18 protein-coding genes and 1 pseudogene are annotated in these 17,814 nt (G+C 47.0%); all 19 read left to right on the top strand.

Features of this window, described 5'->3' with window-relative positions; genetic code table 11:
* The first annotated feature begins 137 nt into the window (after positions 1–137).
* Positions 138–683 carry a F0F1 ATP synthase subunit B gene (atpF, locus tag ACQCT5_RS07295; RefSeq protein WP_499640460.1) on the top strand — a complete coding sequence of 182 codons (546 nt, stop codon included), beginning with the start codon at positions 138–140 and terminating at the stop codon, positions 681–683.
* On the top strand, positions 680–1,222 hold the full coding sequence (locus tag ACQCT5_RS07290; RefSeq protein ID WP_499640458.1) for a F0F1 ATP synthase subunit delta: 543 nt from the start codon (positions 680–682) through the stop codon (positions 1,220–1,222). Before atpF ends, ACQCT5_RS07290 begins: the two co-directional genes overlap by 4 nt.
* An 18-nt stretch (positions 1,223–1,240) precedes the next feature.
* Complete coding sequence (gene atpA / locus ACQCT5_RS07285) at positions 1,241–2,752, top strand: F0F1 ATP synthase subunit alpha (RefSeq protein ID WP_417898641.1); 1,512 nt, start codon at positions 1,241–1,243, stop codon at positions 2,750–2,752.
* 115 nt (positions 2,753–2,867) lie between these two features.
* Positions 2,868–3,728 carry a F0F1 ATP synthase subunit gamma gene (locus ACQCT5_RS07280; RefSeq protein ID WP_204413008.1) on the top strand — a complete coding sequence of 287 codons (861 nt, stop codon included), beginning with the start codon at positions 2,868–2,870 and terminating at the stop codon, positions 3,726–3,728.
* Between the two features lie 45 nt (positions 3,729–3,773).
* Positions 3,774–5,192: a F0F1 ATP synthase subunit beta gene (gene atpD, locus ACQCT5_RS07275; protein WP_417898642.1), complete on the top strand. Its 1,419-nt coding sequence runs from the start codon at positions 3,774–3,776 to the stop codon at positions 5,190–5,192.
* Between the two features lie 25 nt (positions 5,193–5,217).
* Complete coding sequence (locus ACQCT5_RS07270; RefSeq protein WP_386642195.1) at positions 5,218–5,619, top strand: F0F1 ATP synthase subunit epsilon; 402 nt, start codon at positions 5,218–5,220, stop codon at positions 5,617–5,619.
* Positions 5,620–5,810: 191 nt separating this feature from the next.
* On the top strand, positions 5,811–6,137 hold the full coding sequence (locus tag ACQCT5_RS07265) for a TM2 domain-containing protein (RefSeq protein WP_417898644.1): 327 nt from the start codon (positions 5,811–5,813) through the stop codon (positions 6,135–6,137).
* A gap of 241 nt (positions 6,138–6,378) precedes the next feature.
* Positions 6,379–7,482 carry an endonuclease gene (locus ACQCT5_RS07260; RefSeq protein ID WP_499640570.1) on the top strand — a complete coding sequence of 368 codons (1,104 nt, stop codon included), beginning with the start codon at positions 6,379–6,381 and terminating at the stop codon, positions 7,480–7,482.
* A gap of 549 nt (positions 7,483–8,031) precedes the next feature.
* Positions 8,032–8,151, top strand: a pseudogene (locus ACQCT5_RS07255) (endonuclease); the annotation flags it as partial.
* Between the two features lie 456 nt (positions 8,152–8,607).
* Positions 8,608–8,982 carry an NADH-quinone oxidoreductase subunit A gene (locus ACQCT5_RS07250; RefSeq protein ID WP_499640454.1) on the top strand — a complete coding sequence of 125 codons (375 nt, stop codon included), beginning with the start codon at positions 8,608–8,610 and terminating at the stop codon, positions 8,980–8,982.
* Positions 8,973–9,485, top strand: coding sequence for a NuoB/complex I 20 kDa subunit family protein (locus ACQCT5_RS07245; RefSeq protein WP_204413003.1), 513 nt, complete (start codon positions 8,973–8,975; stop codon positions 9,483–9,485). Before ACQCT5_RS07250 ends, ACQCT5_RS07245 begins: the two co-directional genes overlap by 10 nt.
* A 2-nt stretch (positions 9,486–9,487) precedes the next feature.
* The gene (locus ACQCT5_RS07240) at positions 9,488–10,738 is read left to right on the top strand and encodes an NADH-quinone oxidoreductase subunit C (protein WP_499640451.1); all 1,251 of its coding nucleotides are present in this window, start codon (positions 9,488–9,490) and stop codon (positions 10,736–10,738) included.
* A gap of 3 nt (positions 10,739–10,741) precedes the next feature.
* Complete coding sequence (locus ACQCT5_RS07235) at positions 10,742–11,842, top strand: NADH-quinone oxidoreductase subunit D (RefSeq protein ID WP_499640449.1); 1,101 nt, start codon at positions 10,742–10,744, stop codon at positions 11,840–11,842.
* Positions 11,842–12,855 (top strand): NADH-quinone oxidoreductase subunit NuoH, encoded by a 1,014-nt coding sequence (gene nuoH, locus ACQCT5_RS07230; RefSeq protein ID WP_499640448.1) that lies wholly within the window; start codon positions 11,842–11,844, stop codon positions 12,853–12,855. The genes ACQCT5_RS07235 and nuoH overlap by 1 nt, the downstream gene beginning before the upstream one ends.
* A 239-nt stretch (positions 12,856–13,094) precedes the next feature.
* Positions 13,095–13,514, top strand: a complete 420-nt coding sequence (nuoI, locus tag ACQCT5_RS07225) for an NADH-quinone oxidoreductase subunit NuoI (RefSeq protein ID WP_204412996.1) — start codon at positions 13,095–13,097, stop codon at positions 13,512–13,514.
* Complete coding sequence (locus tag ACQCT5_RS07220) at positions 13,511–14,032, top strand: NADH-quinone oxidoreductase subunit J (protein WP_224839740.1); 522 nt, start codon at positions 13,511–13,513, stop codon at positions 14,030–14,032. Before nuoI ends, ACQCT5_RS07220 begins: the two co-directional genes overlap by 4 nt.
* A complete protein-coding gene (gene nuoK / locus ACQCT5_RS07215) occupies positions 14,029–14,343 on the top strand; it encodes an NADH-quinone oxidoreductase subunit NuoK (RefSeq protein ID WP_386642220.1) in 315 nt (104 codons plus the stop codon). The genes ACQCT5_RS07220 and nuoK overlap by 4 nt, the downstream gene beginning before the upstream one ends.
* Before the next feature lie 68 nt (positions 14,344–14,411).
* Positions 14,412–16,280, top strand: a complete 1,869-nt coding sequence (gene nuoL, locus ACQCT5_RS07210) for an NADH-quinone oxidoreductase subunit L (protein WP_499640445.1) — start codon at positions 14,412–14,414, stop codon at positions 16,278–16,280.
* Positions 16,277–17,809 carry a complex I subunit 4 family protein gene (locus tag ACQCT5_RS07205; RefSeq protein WP_499640443.1) on the top strand — a complete coding sequence of 511 codons (1,533 nt, stop codon included), beginning with the start codon at positions 16,277–16,279 and terminating at the stop codon, positions 17,807–17,809. The genes nuoL and ACQCT5_RS07205 overlap by 4 nt, the downstream gene beginning before the upstream one ends.
* The last annotated feature ends 5 nt before the right edge of the window (positions 17,810–17,814 follow it).

The following is a 17,814-nucleotide window of genomic DNA, read 5'->3' as shown; positions in this document are numbered from 1 at the left end:
CTTTATATCACTATGAAGGAATGTTCAAATCAATAAAGTTAATTGTAACTCTAGATAAAAGCAAAACGTTTAGCAAAAGCGCCATGTTTTGAATCTTTAACAATCGCAAAACATCTTAAGGTGCTTGCGCTTTTCTTATGTATTCCTTGAAGGGAGTGAAAGCATTGTATAGCTTAGATCACTTAGTTCTTGGTGCAGGAGCCCTTACTTTGGGGGACGCACTATACCAACTGATTGTATTTTTAATCTTACTATTCTTACTTCGTAAATTTGCTTGGGATAAGCTTATCGGAATGATGAAGCAGCGTGAAGATCACATTGCAACTGAAATCCAGGCAGCGGAACGAAGCAATGAAGAAGCTCGCGTTCTTGTAGAAGAGCAACGAGCATTATTGAAAGAAGCACGTCTTGAAGGCCAAGCGCTTGTAGAGAATGCCAAGAAGGTAGCAGAAGATCAGAAGGCAGACATCATCAGAGCTGCACAAGAGGAATCTGCACGTCTTAAAGAATCTGCAAGAAAAGAAATCGTACAAGAGAAAGAGCAAGCGGTTATCGCATTACGCGAGCAAGTTGCTTCCTTGTCTGTACTGATTGCTTCTAAAGTAATCGAAAAAGAATTAAACGAAAAAGATCAGCAGAAGCTTATCGATGATTATGTGAAACAGGTAGGCGAAGCGCGATGAGCAAAAACGTAGCAGCAAAGCGTTATGCACTCGCTCTTTTCGAACTTGCAAAAGAACATAATCTTTATGGGCAATTCGATTTGGAGCTTGCGGAAGTAAAAAAGGTATTTGAAAGCAACCATGATCTGATCACGGTGCTTGGCAATCCTAAGATCCGCAAAGATTCTAAAAAGCAGATCATCCAGGAAGCATTTGCAACTGCTTCTCCATTTATCGTCAATACGTTAAAGCTTTTAATAGATCGTCACCGTCAATCCATCGTGATCGACATGATCGATGCGTACCAAACGCTTTCCAACGAAGCCCGCAATGTGGCAAACGCAACAGTGTATTCTGTACGTGAGCTTTCTGAAGCAGAACAAGCGACGCTTTCATCTGTTTTCGCGGCGAAGGTTGGTAAAGCATCCTTGAACATCAGCAATATTGTAGATTCCTCATTAATCGGCGGTGTGAAGATTCGCATCGGGAACCGCATTTTTGACGGAAGTGTCAGCGGAAAATTAGAACGTCTAGGACGTCAACTTACAACGAATAGATAGTAGATAGGGGTGAAATTCATGAGCATCAAAGCTGAAGAAATTAGTGCACTGATAAAAAAGCAAATCGAAAACTATCAGTCAGAAATCGAAGTTAGCGATGTTGGTACTGTTATCCAGGTTGGTGATGGTATCGCTCGTGCTCATGGTCTCGACAACGTCATGGCTGGAGAGCTAGTTGAATTTTCTAACGGAGTTATGGGTCTTGCCCAAAACTTGGAGGAAAACAACGTCGGTATTATCATCTTAGGACCATACCGAGAAATCCGCGAAGGCGATGAAGTACGTCGTACAGGCCGTATCATGGAGGTACCGGTAGGTGAAGCACTTATCGGCCGTGTAGTAAATGCGTTAGGACAACCGGTTGACGGTTTGGGTCCTATCGAAACTTCAAAAACTCGTCCAATCGAAGCACAAGCTCCTGGTGTTATGGATCGTAAATCCGTTCATGAGCCGCTTCAAACTGGTATCAAAGCGATCGATGCGCTTGTACCAATCGGACGTGGACAACGTGAGTTAATTATCGGAGACCGTCAAACAGGTAAAACATCTGTTGCGATCGACACGATTCTTAACCAAAAAGACCAAGACATGGTGTGTATCTATGTTGCAATCGGTCAAAAAGAATCCACAGTTCGTGGAGTAGTTGAAACACTACGTAAAAATGGTGCCCTTGATTACACAATCGTTGTAACGGCATCTGCTTCTGCACCAGCTCCAATGCTATTCCTAGCACCTTACACTGGAGTAACAATGGGTGAAGAATTCATGTACAACGGCAAGCACGTTCTTGTTATCTATGATGACTTAACGAAGCAAGCTGCTGCATACCGTGAGCTTTCCCTACTATTAAAACGTCCTCCAGGTCGTGAAGCATACCCTGGTGACGTATTCTACCTTCACTCCCGCCTTTTAGAGCGTGCAGCGAAGCTTAGTGATGCAAAAGGCGCTGGATCCCTGACAGCTTTACCGTTCATCGAAACACAAGCTGGTGACGTATCCGCGTACATCCCGACAAACGTTATCTCCATCACTGATGGACAAATTTTCTTACAATCAGACCTATTCTTCTCCGGTGTTCGTCCTGCGATCAACGCTGGTCTTTCCGTATCACGTGTTGGAGGATCCGCTCAAATCAAAGCGATGAAGAAGGTATCAGGTACATTACGTCTTGACCTTGCATCTTACCGTGAGCTAGAAGCGTTCGCGCAGTTCGGTTCTGACCTGGATAAAGCTACTCAAGCGAAATTGAACCGTGGTGCTCGTACTGTAGAAGTACTGAAGCAAGGTTTGAACAAGCCGCTTAAAGTAGAAAAGCAAGTTGCGATTCTTTACGCACTGACTAAAGGCTTCATCGATGATGTTCCTGTACAGGACGTTACTCGTTTCGAGGACGAAATGTTGACTTGGTTGGAGCACAACCGTAAAGAACTATTGGAAGAAATCCGCACAACTAAAGGATTACCAAGCGACGAAGCGATGGCTGAAGCAATCACTGCATTCAAAAAGACTTTCGTAGCTACTGAAAAGTAATAGATCGACAAAGCGAGTTTCGCACATAGTAATGGAGGAAACCGAATTCCCTTCGATTCCTCCTTTCCATGTGTCTGACCGCTCTGAATAGGGTTAAAAAAGGTGGTGAGAACCTTTGGCATCATTACGCGACATAAAAACGAGAATTACCTCGACGAAGAAGACAAGTCAAATCACCAAAGCCATGCAAATGGTATCTGCATCGAAATTAAATCGTGCAGAAACAAATGCTAAAGCTTTTGGTCCATATATGAATAAAATTCAAGAGGTTGTTGCAAGCATCGCACTGGGAAGCACAGATGTGACGCATCCAATGCTTCAGACCCGTCCGGTCAAGCGTACTGGATACATCGTCATCTCCTCTGACCGTGGACTTGCAGGTGCATACAACAGCAACATCTTACGTACGGTTCATCAAACTATTCAAAAACGTCATAAGTCTCAAGATGAATACGCAGTAATTGCCATCGGTCGTATTGGCCGCGACTTCTTCAGAAAACGCAACATTCCTGTGTTTTCAGAAATCACAGGCCTTGGGGACCAAGTCTCTTTTGCGGAAATCAAAGACATCGCAAACCGTGCAGTAAGCATGTTTGCAGATGGTACGTTTGATGAATTATACGTGTACTACAACCACTTTGTAAGTGCCATCTCTCAAGAGGTAACGGAAAAGAAACTCCTTCCTCTTACAGACATCGCTCCTACAACAGGAAAAATCACATCCTATGAGTTTGAGCCTTCCCAGGAGGGCATCTTGGAAGTACTACTGCCACAATATGCTGAAAGCCTGATTTACGGCGCATTATTGGATGCAAAAGCAAGTGAGCACGCTTCTCGTATGACAGCGATGCAAAGTGCAACGGATAACGCGAAAGAGCTTATCCATGGACTTACACTTTCTTACAACCGTGCCCGCCAAGCAGCGATTACGCAAGAGATCACCGAGATCACAGCTGGTGCTTCCGCTCTGGAATAGAACGTATCGAACAAATATTGCAAAAGTAAGTTAGGAGGGAATACGATGAAAGGTCGCGTTACTCAAATCATGGGTCCGGTTGTTGACGTTAAGTTCGACAGCGGGCATCTTCCTGAAATATACAACGCTCTTCATATTAATCATAAAGCTCGTAGCGCTAACGAAGTTGATGTTACTCTAACGCTTGAAGTTGCTCTTCACTTAGGGGACAACACAGTTCGTACAATCGCTATGGCTTCTACTGATGGTGTCGTTCGCGGCATGGAAGTAGAAGATGCTGGTCATCCTATTTCTGTACCAGTAGGTGACGTAACACTAGGTCGTGTATTCAACGTACTTGGAGAAAACATCGACTTGGATGCTCCAATCCCAGCAGGTTCTCGTCGTGATCCGATTCACAGACAAGCTCCTACATTCGAACAATTGTCAACTGCTGTTGAAATCCTTGAAACAGGTATCAAAGTAGTAGACTTGCTTGCTCCTTACATCAAAGGGGGTAAAATCGGTCTATTCGGTGGTGCCGGTGTAGGTAAAACAGTTCTTATCCAGGAATTGATCAACAACATCGCACAAGAGCACGGTGGTATCTCCGTATTCGCAGGAGTTGGTGAGCGTACTCGTGAAGGAAATGACCTTTACCACGAGATGACAGATTCCGGAGTTATCAAGAAAACTGCCATGGTATTCGGACAAATGAACGAGCCGCCTGGAGCACGTATGCGTGTTGCACTAACAGGTCTTACAATGGCTGAGTTCTTCCGTGATGACCAAGGTCAGGACGTTCTTTTCTTCATGGATAACATCTTCCGTTTCACGCAAGCAGGTTCTGAGGTATCCGCGCTACTAGGCCGTATGCCATCTGCCGTTGGTTACCAACCGACACTTGCTACTGAAATGGGTCAATTACAAGAGCGTATCACGTCTACATCCGTAGGTTCTGTAACATCGATCCAAGCGATCTATGTACCTGCCGATGACTACACGGATCCAGCTCCAGCAACAACTTTCGCTCACTTGGATGCAACAACGAACCTTGAGCGTAAGCTTTCTGAGATGGGTATCTACCCAGCGGTGGATCCTCTTGCTTCCACTTCCCGTGCACTATCACCGGAAGTAGTTGGAGAAGATCACTATAAAGTAGCGCGTGAAGTGCAATCCACTTTACAACGTTACAAAGAACTACAAGACATCATCGCCATCCTTGGTATGGATGAGTTGACGGATGAGGACAAGTTGATCGTTCAACGTGCTCGCCGTATCCAATTCTTCTTATCTCAAAACTTCCACGTAGCGGAGCAGTTCACTGGACAAAAAGGTTCTTACGTTCCTGTTCAAGAAACTGTGAAGGGCTTCAGGGAAATCCTTGACGGCAAATACGACCACCTACCTGAAGATGCATTCCGTCTAGTCGGACGCATCGAAGAAGTAGTGGAAAAAGCGAAGCAAATGGGTGTAGAAGTTTAATTAAAGGGACCTAGGAGGGAATGAAATGAAGACGTTAAAAGTCAGTGTAGTTACTCCCGATGGCCCGGTTTATGAATCAGACGTAGAGATGGTAGTAGCACGAGCTCAAAGCGGAGAGCTTGGCGTCCTACCTGGACATATTCCTATGGTTGCCCCACTTCAAATCGGTGGCGTCCGCATGAAAAAAGGCGGCGTTACAGAACAAGTGGCTGTCAGTGGAGGATTTCTAGAAGTGCGTCCTGATAAAGTTACGATCCTTGCCCAATCTGCAGAAGCAGCTGAGCAAATCGATCTTACTCGTGCTGAGGAAGCAAAAAAACGTGCGGAGCAAAGACTTCAATCCAAACAGGATGACGTCGACTACCGCCGCGCAGAGCTTGCACTCCAACGCGCAATCAACCGCATCAATGTAGCAAAAAGAGGGTAACTTTTGGTGACCCGTGTATAGATAGAATGACCCCCACTTTTGGTAGTGGGGGTTTTTTGTTTGCTGTGATATAGCGGAAGAATGATCCTAACGACTATTCAATTCCAGTAAATTGAAAATTCATATTGCCTTTTAACTGGTTAAAAACTATAATTAGTTGGAAAACTAATCCATTAGGGGGATCTTTTAGAATGAGCTCAATTTTACAAAAGCAAGGTTTGACGGCTGAGCAATTAGCCATGGTACAGTCTGAGATGGATAAAAAGAAAAAATCGAAGACGCTTGGTTATGTTTTATGGTGGTTTACAGGTACTTTTGCAGGACATCGCTTCTATGCTGGAGATACGGGCTACGCTGTTTGCATGCTATTATTCGGTATTTTTACTTTATTCATTTGGAATCTAGTAGACGTATTCTTCATTGGTCGTAGATTGGAAGAGAAAAACGATGAGATTGAAAGAAAGATCATCGAAAAAGTAAAGCTATATGCCAATGCACCTGGCAACGCAACTGCATAATAAACCATTCTAAGAAGCTCCTTATTGGGGCTTTTTTTCATTTTGAAATATCCAATCCTTCTACTCCATTAGACTCATTTTCATCCATTTACACAAAATTCATCCTATTTTTACACCGGATGTTGTACGCTAAATATGCAGAACACTCAAGGAGGCGGATTATTTGAACAGAAAAATCCTCAGCATCATTGCTCTTCTTTTCTCTTTTACCATTGCATGTGGCCAAGTGTCACCAAGTCAGATGAATGCAGATGGGTCTGGTTCCTGGACATCACCATTGACAGTCAACCAGGCAATATCCAGTCAAAATGGATCCACGCAAACAGTGGAAGGGTATATAGTGGGGCAGCCGACATCCACGACAACGGTCGTCACGGGCAATTTTCCCAACGATTATGCTTTCGCATTGGCAGACACCTCCACCGAACCTAATACTAGCAAAATGATATATGTACAAATTCCTTCATCATTCAGAACAAGCTTCGGCCTAAAAAGCAATCCGGACCTGTTAGGGGAAAAAATTAAAGTGACAGGCTCTCTTACGGCTTATTTTTCCCACCCTGGCCTGAAGTCGGCAACAGCATTTGAATTGATAGGAGAGGATGATCCGACTGACCCGCCGCCAACGGACCCTGAAGACCCGGTTGACCCTCCACCGGCCTATGAAGAATACTATAACGACGCAGAAGGCAAAACAGGCTCAGCATTGAAAACGGCACTCCACAACATCATCGATGACCATCAGACTCTCTCCTATGCCGCGTTATGGGCAGCCTTGCGAGAAACAGATGAAGATCCTAACAATCCAAACAACGTCATCCTTCTTTATACAGGACGCTCTCAATCGAAAACCTCAAATGGAGGAGGAGCGAATGATTGGAACCGTGAGCATGTCTGGGCAAAATCCCACGGTGACTTCGGGACAGCGAGAGGGCCAGGCACCGATCTCCATCACTTGCGACCGACAGATGCTTCAGTCAACTCCTCACGCAGTAACCTTGATTTTGACAACGGGGGCAGGGAGCATTCAGAGGCTCTTGGCAATTTTTACGACAGCGATTCCTGGGAGCCTCGTGATGAAGTGAAAGGCGACGTCGCTCGCATGTTATTTTATATGGCAGTTCGTTATGAAGGGGACAGCGGAGAACTCGACCTGGAGTTGAACAATAATGTGAACAATGGAAGTGCCCCGTACCACGGGAAAATGTCCGTCCTGCTAGAGTGGCATGAGGAGGATCCAGTTGATTCCCGTGAAATCAGACGGAATAATATCATTTTTGAAGATTACCAGGGCAACCGCAACCCGTTCATCGACCACCCGGAATTTGCGGATATGATTTGGTAGAGAAGAGACGCTTGGAAGCTCCCAAGCGTCTTTTATATTTGTTGAGATTAAAAGGTTATGAGACCACGATAGAGCGCGAAAAAGGATATTGCGGTTTTAAAGATGCTGAATGAGACCACGATCGAACGAAAAACAGAATATCGCGGTTTCAAAAAGGTGGAATGAGACCACGATTGGGCGAAAAACAGGAAATGGTGGTCTCAAAGAAGCGGAATGAGACCACGATCGAACGAAAAACAGAATATCGCGGTTTCAAAAAGGTGGAATGAGACCACGATCGGGCGAAAAACAGAATATCGCGGTTTCAAAAAGGTGGAATGAGACCACGATCGGGCGAAAAACAGAATATCGCGGTTTCAAAAAGGTGGAATGAGACCACGATCGGGCGAAAAACAGGAAATGGTTGTCTCAAAGAAGCGGAATGAGACCACGATCGAGAGCAAAAAAGAATATCGTGGTCTCAAAACCACAGATTGAGACAACGACCGAGCTAAAAAAGAATATCGTGGTCTCAAATGAATTCCTAAAACAATACCTTACTTCGTACTAAATGTGAAAAACCCAGTTGATGTCCTTAAAGTCAGACGGAACCTCATTATTTTTGAAGATTACCAGGGCAACCGCAACCCGTTCATCGACCACCCGGAATTTGCGGATATGATTTGGTAGAGAAGAGACGCTTGGAAGCTCCCAAGCGTCTTTTATCAATGGCTTTGTTAAGAATAGCGGTAAAAAAGGTTGCTAGCTGTTGATTGGAGCAATAGGCGAAGACTCCTTGAAAATGCGAGCATTTTCTGCGTGCGATGTATCGCATCCAAAGCCTTCCTTGTCCTGCGGAAGACAGCGTTTAGTGGAGACCCCACAGGCGAAGCCGAGGAGGCTCAACAAACACCCCGCGGAAAGCGCAGCCTATTGCGGAAATCAACAGCGGCGTTCAACGTTTTTTTCTTACATACTTCAATTAAATGTGAAATAACAAACAACAAATTTCCACACGCGAAGCAATAGTCATAATAAGGATATATGATGGTGACACAGATATTGGTATTTGATATAATTGTTATCGGTTACAAATTTAAATATTGAGAGCAGTCTGAAAAATAGAAAGCTTCGGAGGGGGCGGGCATGAATCTACTAAACTTATATCAAAATAACTATTTGATCGTGGTTGTATTCTTGGCTCTAGGGATTTTACTACCGGTCGTTGCGCTGGCAATAGGAAGAGTGTTGCGTCCGCATAAACCGAGTGCAGCTAAGCAGACAACCTATGAAAGCGGAATTGATCCCTTTCATGATTCACGTGTCCAGTTTAATGTTCGTTATTACATATTTGCTCTGTTGTTCGTCATTTTTGACGTAGAGACAGTTTTCCTTTATCCATGGGCGGTGGCATATGAGAAATTAGGTATCTTTGCATTGATTGAGATGCTTATTTTCGTAGTGATGCTGCTGATCGGATTAATCTATGCTTGGAAGAAGAAGGTGTTGAAATGGATCTAAATCTAGAGAGTATATCACCAGAGGAAATGGAAGAGCTCAAGCAGACCGTCTTCCTGACAACTTTAGAAGAGCTGAAAGCATGGGCGCGCTCCAACTCGATGTGGCCGATGACATTTGGATTGGCCTGCTGTGCGATCGAGATGATGGGGGTAGGTTCCTCTCATTACGATTTGGATCGCTTTGGATCCTTTTTCCGTACATCTCCGCGCCAATCGGACTGTATGATCGTTTCAGGAACCGTGACGAAGAAGATGGCACCAGTCCTGAAACGCCTATATGATCAGATGCCTGAGCCGAAGTGGGTCATTGCAATGGGATCCTGTGCTACTGCAGGTGGTCCATATATCAAATCCTATGCCGTTGTCAAAGGAGTGGACCAGATTGTACCTGTAGACGTGTACATACCGGGATGCCCGCCAAATCCAGCGGCTCTTATTTATGGAATCAATAAATTGAGAGAGAAAATTCGCCACGAAGCTAAGACAGGGAAGCAGGTGATCTAGTAGTGAGCGATGAAAAAAGCCTAGAGGAACAAAAGAGGGAAGCCGCGGCGAAAGCGAAGGCAGCAGCCCTGGCAAAATTGAAAGCGAAGCAGGAGCAAGAAGCGGGCGGCGATTCAGCCGATGACGTGGACCTTGCGAAAAAGAAAGCGGCTGCGGCGGCAAAAGCCAAAGCAGCGGCACTTGCGAAGCAAAAGGCGAAAGAAATGCAGGGAGCAACACCACCGGAAGAAACAGTAGCACCAGCTGAGGATGACGCAAAAGAGCTTGCGAAAAAGAAAGCCGCAGCGGCAGCGAAAGCAAAGGCAGCTGCACTAGCTAAGCAAAAAGCGAAAGAGCAGGAAGCAACGGCTGAACCAGCAGAACCAGCAGGAGACTCGGACGACCTCGACCTCGCCAAGAAAAAAGCGGCAGCCGCTGCAAAAGCGAAAGCCGCAGCAGCAGCGAAGGCCAAAGCGGCCGCTCTAGCGAAGCAAAACGGTGAAAACGCCGACGCAAGTGACGCAGGAACTGATGAAAAAGCAAAAGCGATCGCAGCAGCCAAAGCCAAAGCAGCGGCAGCCGCCAAGGCAAAGGCAGCGGCACTCGCAAAGCAGAACCGCGAAGGTGGAGCATCAGAACAGCCTGCTGAAGGCGATGACCTAGCCAAAGAAAAAGCAAAAGCAATCGCAGCGGCGAAAGCCAAAGCAGCAGCGGCAGCAAAGGCGAAAGCGACTGCAGCAGCTAAAGCGGGCGGAGGGGCAACGGAGGATGCAGATGCACCATCAGCAGAGCCATCCCCGAACCAGAAGTACTTGGACAAGTACGTCAAAGTAATAAACGACCATCTCGGCGAGGACGTTTTAGAAGATTCCTATATCAATGCTCTTTCCAAAGATGTGCCGACTTTGGTTGCCAAATCGGAGACCTATTTTAAAATAGCAGAATTTTTAAGATATAATGAACAGCTGACGTTTGAATATTTGTCGGAGATGCACGGATCTGATTTTGAGACGCATATGGAGATATACAATCATTTTTACTCCTATAAGAATCGTCAGTCAGTGGCATTGAAGGTGAAAATAGATCGTGACAATCCTGTCATCCCATCCCTTGTGCCATTGTGGGAGGGAGCGAACTGGCCGGAGCGTGAAACGTATGACCTGCTTGGGGTCCAGTTTACCGGTCATCCGAATATGACGCGGATCATGATGCCGGATGAGTGGGTCGGTCATCCGCTTCGAAAAGATTATGAGCCGTACGATGTGGAGGTGTAGCAGATGATTCGCACGGAGGAAATGCTTTTAAATGTAGGACCGCAGCATCCGAGTACGCACGGGGTGTTCCGTCTGGTGGTCAAGATTGATGGAGAGATCATCAAGGAGGCTACACCTGTCGTCGGATACCTGCACCGCGGGACGGAGAAGCTAGCGGAGAACCTGCAATACACACAGATCATCCCTTATACGGACCGCATGGACTACCTGTCTGCGATGACAAACAACTATGTGCTTTGTCACGCAGTGGAGACGATGATGGGGCTTGAGATCCCGGACCGTGCCGAGTACCTTCGCGTGCTTGCGATGGAGCTTGGCCGTGTGGCGAGTCACCTTGTCTGGTATGGAACGTACCTCCTCGATATCGGGGCAGTAAGTCCATTCCTGTATGCGTTCCGTGAGCGCGAAATGATCATCAATCTTTTGAATGAGCTGTCAGGTGCCCGGCTGACCTTCAACTATATGCGTGTTGGAGGCGTGAAGTGGGACGCACCGGAGGGCTGGATCGAGAAAGTTGCCGAGTTTGTTCCTTATATGAGGGAGCAGCTGAAGGGCTATCACGACCTGGTGACAGGGAACGAGATCTTCATGAGCCGTGTAAAAGGAGTAGGACGCTATACGAAGGAAGATGCACTTGCATACTCACTTAGTGGAGCGAACCTGCGCTGTACCGGCGTAAAATGGGATCTGCGCAAGGATGAACCGTATTCGATCTATGACCGCTTTGAGTTTGACGTGCCGACCCGTGATGGCGGGGATGCATGGGCACGCTACCATTGCCGCATGGAGGAAATCGAGGAGTCCTTGAAGATCATTGAACAAGCGGTGGAGCAATTCCCGGCTGAAGGTGAGATCATGGCAAAGGTGCCGCGGATCATCAAGGCTCCAAAGGGTGAGGCGTACGTTCGAATCGAATCTCCACGTGGGGAGATCGGCTGCTATATTGCCAGCGATGGGAAAAAAGAGCCTTACCGCCTGAAGTTCCGCCGCCCATCGTTCTACAACCTGCAGATTTTACCGAAGCTGCTTGAAGGGGAGAACATGGCGAACCTGATCACCATTTTGGGGGCAATTGATATCGTTCTTGGGGAGGTTGATGGTTAATGATACAAAATCTGCTGGAATCATCACCGTCCTGGACGAACTTTTTCATATTCTTCGGACTCGCAACGGCCCTTTTGCTTGCGGTGCTTGGCTTCGTTACATACGGAATCCTCGCTGAGCGTAAAGTAATGGGTTTCATGCAGGGACGTATGGGACCAAACCAGGTTGGGGGTTCATGGGGCCTCCTGCAAACTGTGGCCGACGTCCTGAAACTGTTAATTAAGGAAGATACCATCCCTAAGGATGCGGATCGACCATTATACATTTTGGCTCCAGTCATCGCATTTACACCGGCATTCCTGGTGTTGGCTGCGATTCCGTTCACCGACAAATTCCAATTTGCCGATATCGGGGTCGGCTTGCTGTACTACATCGCCATTTCCGGCATCACGACAGTCGGGGTTGTGGCGGCAGGCTGGGCGTCCAACAATAAATACTCGCTTCTTGGGGGCATGCGTGCTGCGGCACAGATGATTTCCTATGAAGTACCGCTTGTCATGAGTGTAATAGGGGTGGTTCTTTTAGCAGGAAGCTTGAACCTCAACGAAATCGTGGCAGCACAAGGTGAAACAACCTGGTTCATCCTTTTGCAACCGGCGGCATTCCTGATCTTCATGATTGCCTCTGTCGCAGAGTTGAACCGTACACCATTCGACTTGCCGGAAGCGGAGTCGGAGCTTGTAGCGGGTTACCATGTCGAGTATTCCGGCTTTCGCTGGGCATTCTTCATGCTTGCAGAATATGTGTACCTATTCGCAATGGCATCCCTGACAACCGTTCTTTTCCTTGGCGGCTGGCTGGCTCCATTCGGCGGGTTCCTGGACTTCATTCCAGGTGCCATCTGGTTCGCGTTGAAGTTCAGTTTAGTCGTATTCTTCCTTATCTGGATTCGTGTCACGTTCCCTCGCCTCAGAGCGGATCAGCTCATGGAATTCGGCTGGAAAGTACTACTGCCGGTTGCTTTGGCAAACATCTTTTTCACAGCGATCATTAAGGAAATCTTTTTCAAATAGGCTCTTTTCGTAAAGTTTGTTGCTTATGTCGTAAAAAATCGGCTTTTGGATTTTTTACAGCATTTATCCCCATAGTATTCAAAAGGAAAATAAATCTATTACACATGAAAAGAGCACGAAAGCAAGTAATATTACGTGTTAACGTTGGATACGTCAAAAACAACAATGTATGCGAAAAAAGCCTGCAAATAAAAATGCCTTTCTTACTTAGCGTAACGGAAGAATAGGGGTGAAGCGAAATGCGCGGTCTTGCAAAAGGTTTGAAATATACCCTACAAAACTTATCCAAGAAAAAAGTGACATACAACTACCCGAAGGAGCCGCTTCCACTACCGGACCGGTTCCGCGGCATCCAGAAATTCTACCCGGAAAAGTGCATCGTCTGTAACCAGTGTGCCAACATCTGTCCGACAGACTGTATCCAGCTTACCGGGAAAAAGCATCCGGATCCGACGAAAAAAGGGAAAATTATTGATACGTACGATATCAATTTTGAAATCTGTATCCTGTGCGACCTTTGTACAGAGGTCTGCCCGACAGAAGCGATCATCATGACAAATAACTTCGAGCTTGCGGAATATAGCCGAGACAGACTTTTCAAGAATCTCGAGTGGCTTGATGAAAACGACACGAACATCAGAAGGGAGAATAAAGCATGAGTATATCCGGTGAATTTATTGCCTTTATAGGCCTCGCGCTTGCTGCGATTGCCGGTGGCGTGCTCATGCTGAACTTGACGAAGGTCGTGCACATGGTCGTCGCCCTTGTGTTCACCTTCATCAGCATCGCCGGCATTTACGTGATGCTTTCCGCTGAGTTTGTGGCGTTTGTGCAGATTCTCATTTACTCCGGTGCCATCACGATCATCATGCTTTTCGGAATCATGCTCACACGCCATAACGATGAAACCGAAACTGCGGGACTTACTCGGAAAATCCTTGTGGGCCTCGGTGTCCTTGGTTTCGCCGGGCTGATGTATTTCGGCGTGTACAACCTCGATCTTGGCAGTGGTGCGGCTGACCTGCACGTGGACAACACAGAGCAGATCGGTCTTGCAATCTATGCAAAATACGTGATTCCATTCGAGCTGACTTCGGTGCTGTTGCTTGTGGCGCTTGTCGGAGCGATCATACTGGCAAAACGTGATGATGAAGAAGAGGAGGCGACAAAGGAATGACAACAGTTCCATTATCAGCCTACCTGGTATTAGCGCTTATTCTATTCTGTATCGGCCTTTACGGGGCACTGACGAAAAGAAACACGGTCATCGTGCTGATCTGTATCGAGCTGATGCTGAATGCAGTGAATATTAACCTAGTTGCATTTAGTAAATTTGGTATTAACCCGTCGATTACAGGGCAAGTGTTTTCTCTGTTTACCATAACGGTCGCAGCAGCTGAAGCAGCGGTAGGGTTAGCTATCCTGATTGCGCTATATCGCAACCGGAAGACGGTAAATATCGATGAAATGAATTCGTTGAAAAATTAACGAGATAACTTGCTTTACAAAAGCGTGGGAAAATTACAAGCCCGCGTAAGAGAAGGGGACTTGATACGATGATGGAAAATGCTTGGATCATCCCGCTTTTTCCGCTGATCTCCTTTATCCTGCTTTTGTTCATTGGGAAAAAACTGAAGGAAGCGAGTGCATTCGTCGGAATCGCGCTCATCGGACTTTCCCTCATTTTTTCTGTGATGGCACTATGGGAAAGGTTTTCGGCACCAACCTTCAAGGCCACATTCGAATGGCTGCAAATCGGCGATGTGACTTTGACGGCGGGATATGAAGTGAATCAATTGAATGCCTTGATGCTTGTCGTAGTATCACTTGTCAGCTTATTAGTACATATCTATTCTAAAGGGTATATGCACGGAGATGAGCGTTTCCACATCTTCTACGCCTACCTTGGGCTCTTTACCTTTGCCATGCTGGCCTTAGTGATATCACCTAACCTGCTGCAGCTCTATATTTTCTGGGAGCTTGTGGGACTGGGATCGTTCTTGCTCATTGGATTCTATTTCTTTAAAGAAGATGCAAAAGCTGCTGCCAAAAAAGCGTTCATCATGACGCGTATCGGGGATGTCGGATTGTTTATCGGGATCATCCTATTATTCTGGCAGGTTGGAAGCTTTGAATATGATGCGATTTTTGCAGCTGTTAATGCAGGAGTGATTTCTGCAGGCATGCTTACCCTCATTGCGATCCTGATTTTCATCGGGGCAATGGGGAAATCCGGTCAATTCCCGCTTCACTCCTGGCTGCCGGATGCGATGGAAGGTCCAACACCAGTTTCCGCCCTCATCCACGCCGCGACTATGGTTGCAGCAGGGGTCTACTTGGTAGCGAGCCTGTTCCCGCTATTCGCAGCAAGTGAAACGGCATTGATGACAGTTGCGATCGTCGGTGCGTTCACCGCGATCTTTGCCGCATCGATCGGCCTTGTACAAAAGGATATTAAAAGAGTACTAGCATACTCGACTGTGAGTCAGTTAGGCTTCATGATGCTTGCGCTAGGTTCTGCAGGCTATGTGGCAGGGGTATTCCACCTTACCACACATGCCTTCTTCAAAGCCCTGCTGTTCCTTGCAGCAGGTAGCGTCATCCATGCCGCACATACACAGAACATCGATGAAATGGGCGGACTTTGGAAAAAAATGCGTACAACCGGAATCCTGTTCTTGATCGGAACGCTCGCAATCACTGGGGTGCCATTGTTCTCTGGATTCTTCAGTAAGGAGGAGATCTTGATTGCCGCTTGGGTAAACGGGAATCCGCTCCTTTTTGCACTAGCGTTGATTGCAGCATTCTTTACAGCGTTCTACATGTTCCGCCTCTTTTTCCTTGTCTTCACAGGCGAGGCACGCGGGGACCAGCGCCAAACCCATGAATCGCCGTCCGTCATGACCATCCCGATGATGGTGCTTGGCGTCTTGGCAGTCGCGGCTGGGTACATGAATACCCCGTGGTTCGGTCATTTCCTGGGAGATTGGCTGACAGAAGGAACCGACATGTACGGCCCGTCCCATATTGAAGGCCCGGCATGGATCATGATTGCCGCAATCCTCGTTTCCGTCGCTGGAATCGGCATTGCCTATCTGATCTACTACCGCCGATCCATCGATCGTGCTACGTTCAGCACCGGGGCACCGCATCTTTACGGTATTTTAAGAAACAAATACTTTGTCGATGAGTTTTATAAAATGACGTTCGTCTACGGAACAAAGGTTATCAGCCTGTTCCTGAAGTATGTCGATGAATTCCTCGTTCACGGGACGATGAAGGGCATCGCCTATGCGACCCAATCCATCGGACGCCTTGGCGCGAAAATGCAGAACGGCCAGACGCAGGTCTATAGCGCTGTCGCATTTGTCGGCCTGGCAATTCTATTGATTATTTTTGCATTCACAGGGGGGTACATAGGATGAACAGCATGTTCTTGTCAATCTTGATTTTCGCCCCTCTTTTAGGTGTACTGGCATTATTGTTTATACCAAAAACAAATGAAAAGCTGATCAAAATAGTCGGCTTCGCGGCTACCTTGCCTTCCTTGATTTTCGCCATTATCGCGTTCTGGCAGTACAAGGCTGGAGCGGGGCTGGAGCAATTTGCGGTAAAAGCGGAATGGTTCAGTTTAGGTAATAAGGAAGCGATGCAAGGCCTCTACGGAATCGAGCTCTATCAGCCAATTTCCTATGAGCTTGGCATCGACGGATTTTCACTTGTGATGATCCTTCTGACCGCCGTGCTCTCGACGCTTGCAGCGATTGCCTCCATCCATATCAAAAAAGAATGGAAGGGATATTTCATCCTGTTCCTTCTTTTACAGATCGGGATGCTGGGAGTCTTTGCTTCTGAAAGTCTATTATTATTCTTCTTTTTCTTTGAACTGACCTTGATCCCGATGTTCTTTTTGATCGGTAAGTGGGGCTATTTTGAAAAAGAGAATGCCGCCTATCGATTCTTGATTTACAACGGACTTGGATCAGCGATATTGCTTATCGTCTTTGTCATTCTTTTTGCAAAAACAGGAACGATGAATATTGCGGATATTACGTATCTATTTCATTCCGGCAACGAGGCCTTGATCGGCGGCATGACGGATGATTTCCGACTTGGCATGTTGATTGCGCTTCTTGTTGCATTCGGGATCAAGCTGCCGATAGTGCCCCTGCACAGCTGGATGCTGAAGGTGCACGTTCAGGCGCCGCCATCGATCGTCATGCTGCATGCCGGCGTGCTCCTGAAAATCGGGGCATTCGGTCTGATCCGTTTCGGGGTGGGGATCTTCCCTGAGCAGTTCCAACAGCTTGCATTCGTCCTTGCAATACTTGGTGTCGTGAACCTTCTGTATGGAGCGTTCCTGGCACTGATTCAAACAGATTTCAAAATGGTACTGGCATACTCCAGTATCTCGCATATGGGAATTGTGCTGATCGGACTCGCTTCCATGAACGAAGCGGGCGTCCAGGGAGCCATTTTCCAAGTCGTATCCCACGGCTTCATCGCAGCACTCCTGTTCTTCCTGATCGGCGTGATGCATGAGCGTGTTGGCACGACAACGATAGACAAGCTTGGCGGCTTGGCAAAAGTGATGCCGCTTACGGCGGGCTTTTTCCTCGTCGGCGCGATGGCATCTCTAGGCTTGCCTGGCATGTCCGGCTTCGTCAGTGAGTTCCTCGCATTCCTTGGAATGTTCAAGGAAATGCCGGTTGTGGCGGCAGTCGGGACGCTCGGGATCATCCTGACAGCGGCGTACCTGTTGCGCGCAGTGATGGGCATGACCTTCGGAAAGACGGCGGCTTATGGAGAAAAGGTGGTCGACATTCGCGGATTGGAATTCATTCCTGTTGTTGCGATGCTGTTCTTCATAGTATTTATCGGTGTTTATCCAAGCATTCTGGCAGAACCGCTTCAAGCCACCATCGAAGCCATTATTTTAGGAATAGGAGGGTGATGAAA

The organism is Sutcliffiella halmapala (assembly GCF_050107295.1).
In the GTDB taxonomy this organism is placed as follows: domain Bacteria; phylum Bacillota; class Bacilli; order Bacillales; family Bacillaceae_I; genus Sutcliffiella_A; species Sutcliffiella_A halmapala_A.
Note: the sequence above shows the minus strand (reverse complement) of the source record. Positions and strands in the feature narration are given on the sequence as shown.

Coding starts and splice junctions, on each gene's coding strand:
- atpF (WP_499640460.1), top strand. CDS start 138: ATGTATTCCTTGAAGGGAGTGAAAGCATTGTATAGCTTAGATCACTTA.
- ACQCT5_RS07290 (WP_499640458.1), top strand. CDS start 680: ATGAGCAAAAACGTAGCAGCAAAGCGTTATGCACTCGCTCTTTTCGAA.
- atpA (WP_417898641.1), top strand. CDS start 1,241: ATGAGCATCAAAGCTGAAGAAATTAGTGCACTGATAAAAAAGCAAATC.
- atpD (WP_417898642.1), top strand. CDS start 3,774: ATGAAAGGTCGCGTTACTCAAATCATGGGTCCGGTTGTTGACGTTAAG.
- ACQCT5_RS07270 (WP_386642195.1), top strand. CDS start 5,218: ATGAAGACGTTAAAAGTCAGTGTAGTTACTCCCGATGGCCCGGTTTAT.
- ACQCT5_RS07265 (WP_417898644.1), top strand. CDS start 5,811: ATGAGCTCAATTTTACAAAAGCAAGGTTTGACGGCTGAGCAATTAGCC.
- ACQCT5_RS07260 (WP_499640570.1), top strand. CDS start 6,379: ATGAATGCAGATGGGTCTGGTTCCTGGACATCACCATTGACAGTCAAC.
- ACQCT5_RS07250 (WP_499640454.1), top strand. CDS start 8,608: ATGAATCTACTAAACTTATATCAAAATAACTATTTGATCGTGGTTGTA.
- ACQCT5_RS07245 (WP_204413003.1), top strand. CDS start 8,973: ATGGATCTAAATCTAGAGAGTATATCACCAGAGGAAATGGAAGAGCTC.
- ACQCT5_RS07235 (WP_499640449.1), top strand. CDS start 10,742: ATGATTCGCACGGAGGAAATGCTTTTAAATGTAGGACCGCAGCATCCG.
- nuoH (WP_499640448.1), top strand. CDS start 11,842: ATGATACAAAATCTGCTGGAATCATCACCGTCCTGGACGAACTTTTTC.
- nuoI (WP_204412996.1), top strand. CDS start 13,095: ATGCGCGGTCTTGCAAAAGGTTTGAAATATACCCTACAAAACTTATCC.
- ACQCT5_RS07220 (WP_224839740.1), top strand. CDS start 13,511: ATGAGTATATCCGGTGAATTTATTGCCTTTATAGGCCTCGCGCTTGCT.
- nuoK (WP_386642220.1), top strand. CDS start 14,029: ATGACAACAGTTCCATTATCAGCCTACCTGGTATTAGCGCTTATTCTA.
- nuoL (WP_499640445.1), top strand. CDS start 14,412: ATGATGGAAAATGCTTGGATCATCCCGCTTTTTCCGCTGATCTCCTTT.
- ACQCT5_RS07205 (WP_499640443.1), top strand. CDS start 16,277: ATGAACAGCATGTTCTTGTCAATCTTGATTTTCGCCCCTCTTTTAGGT.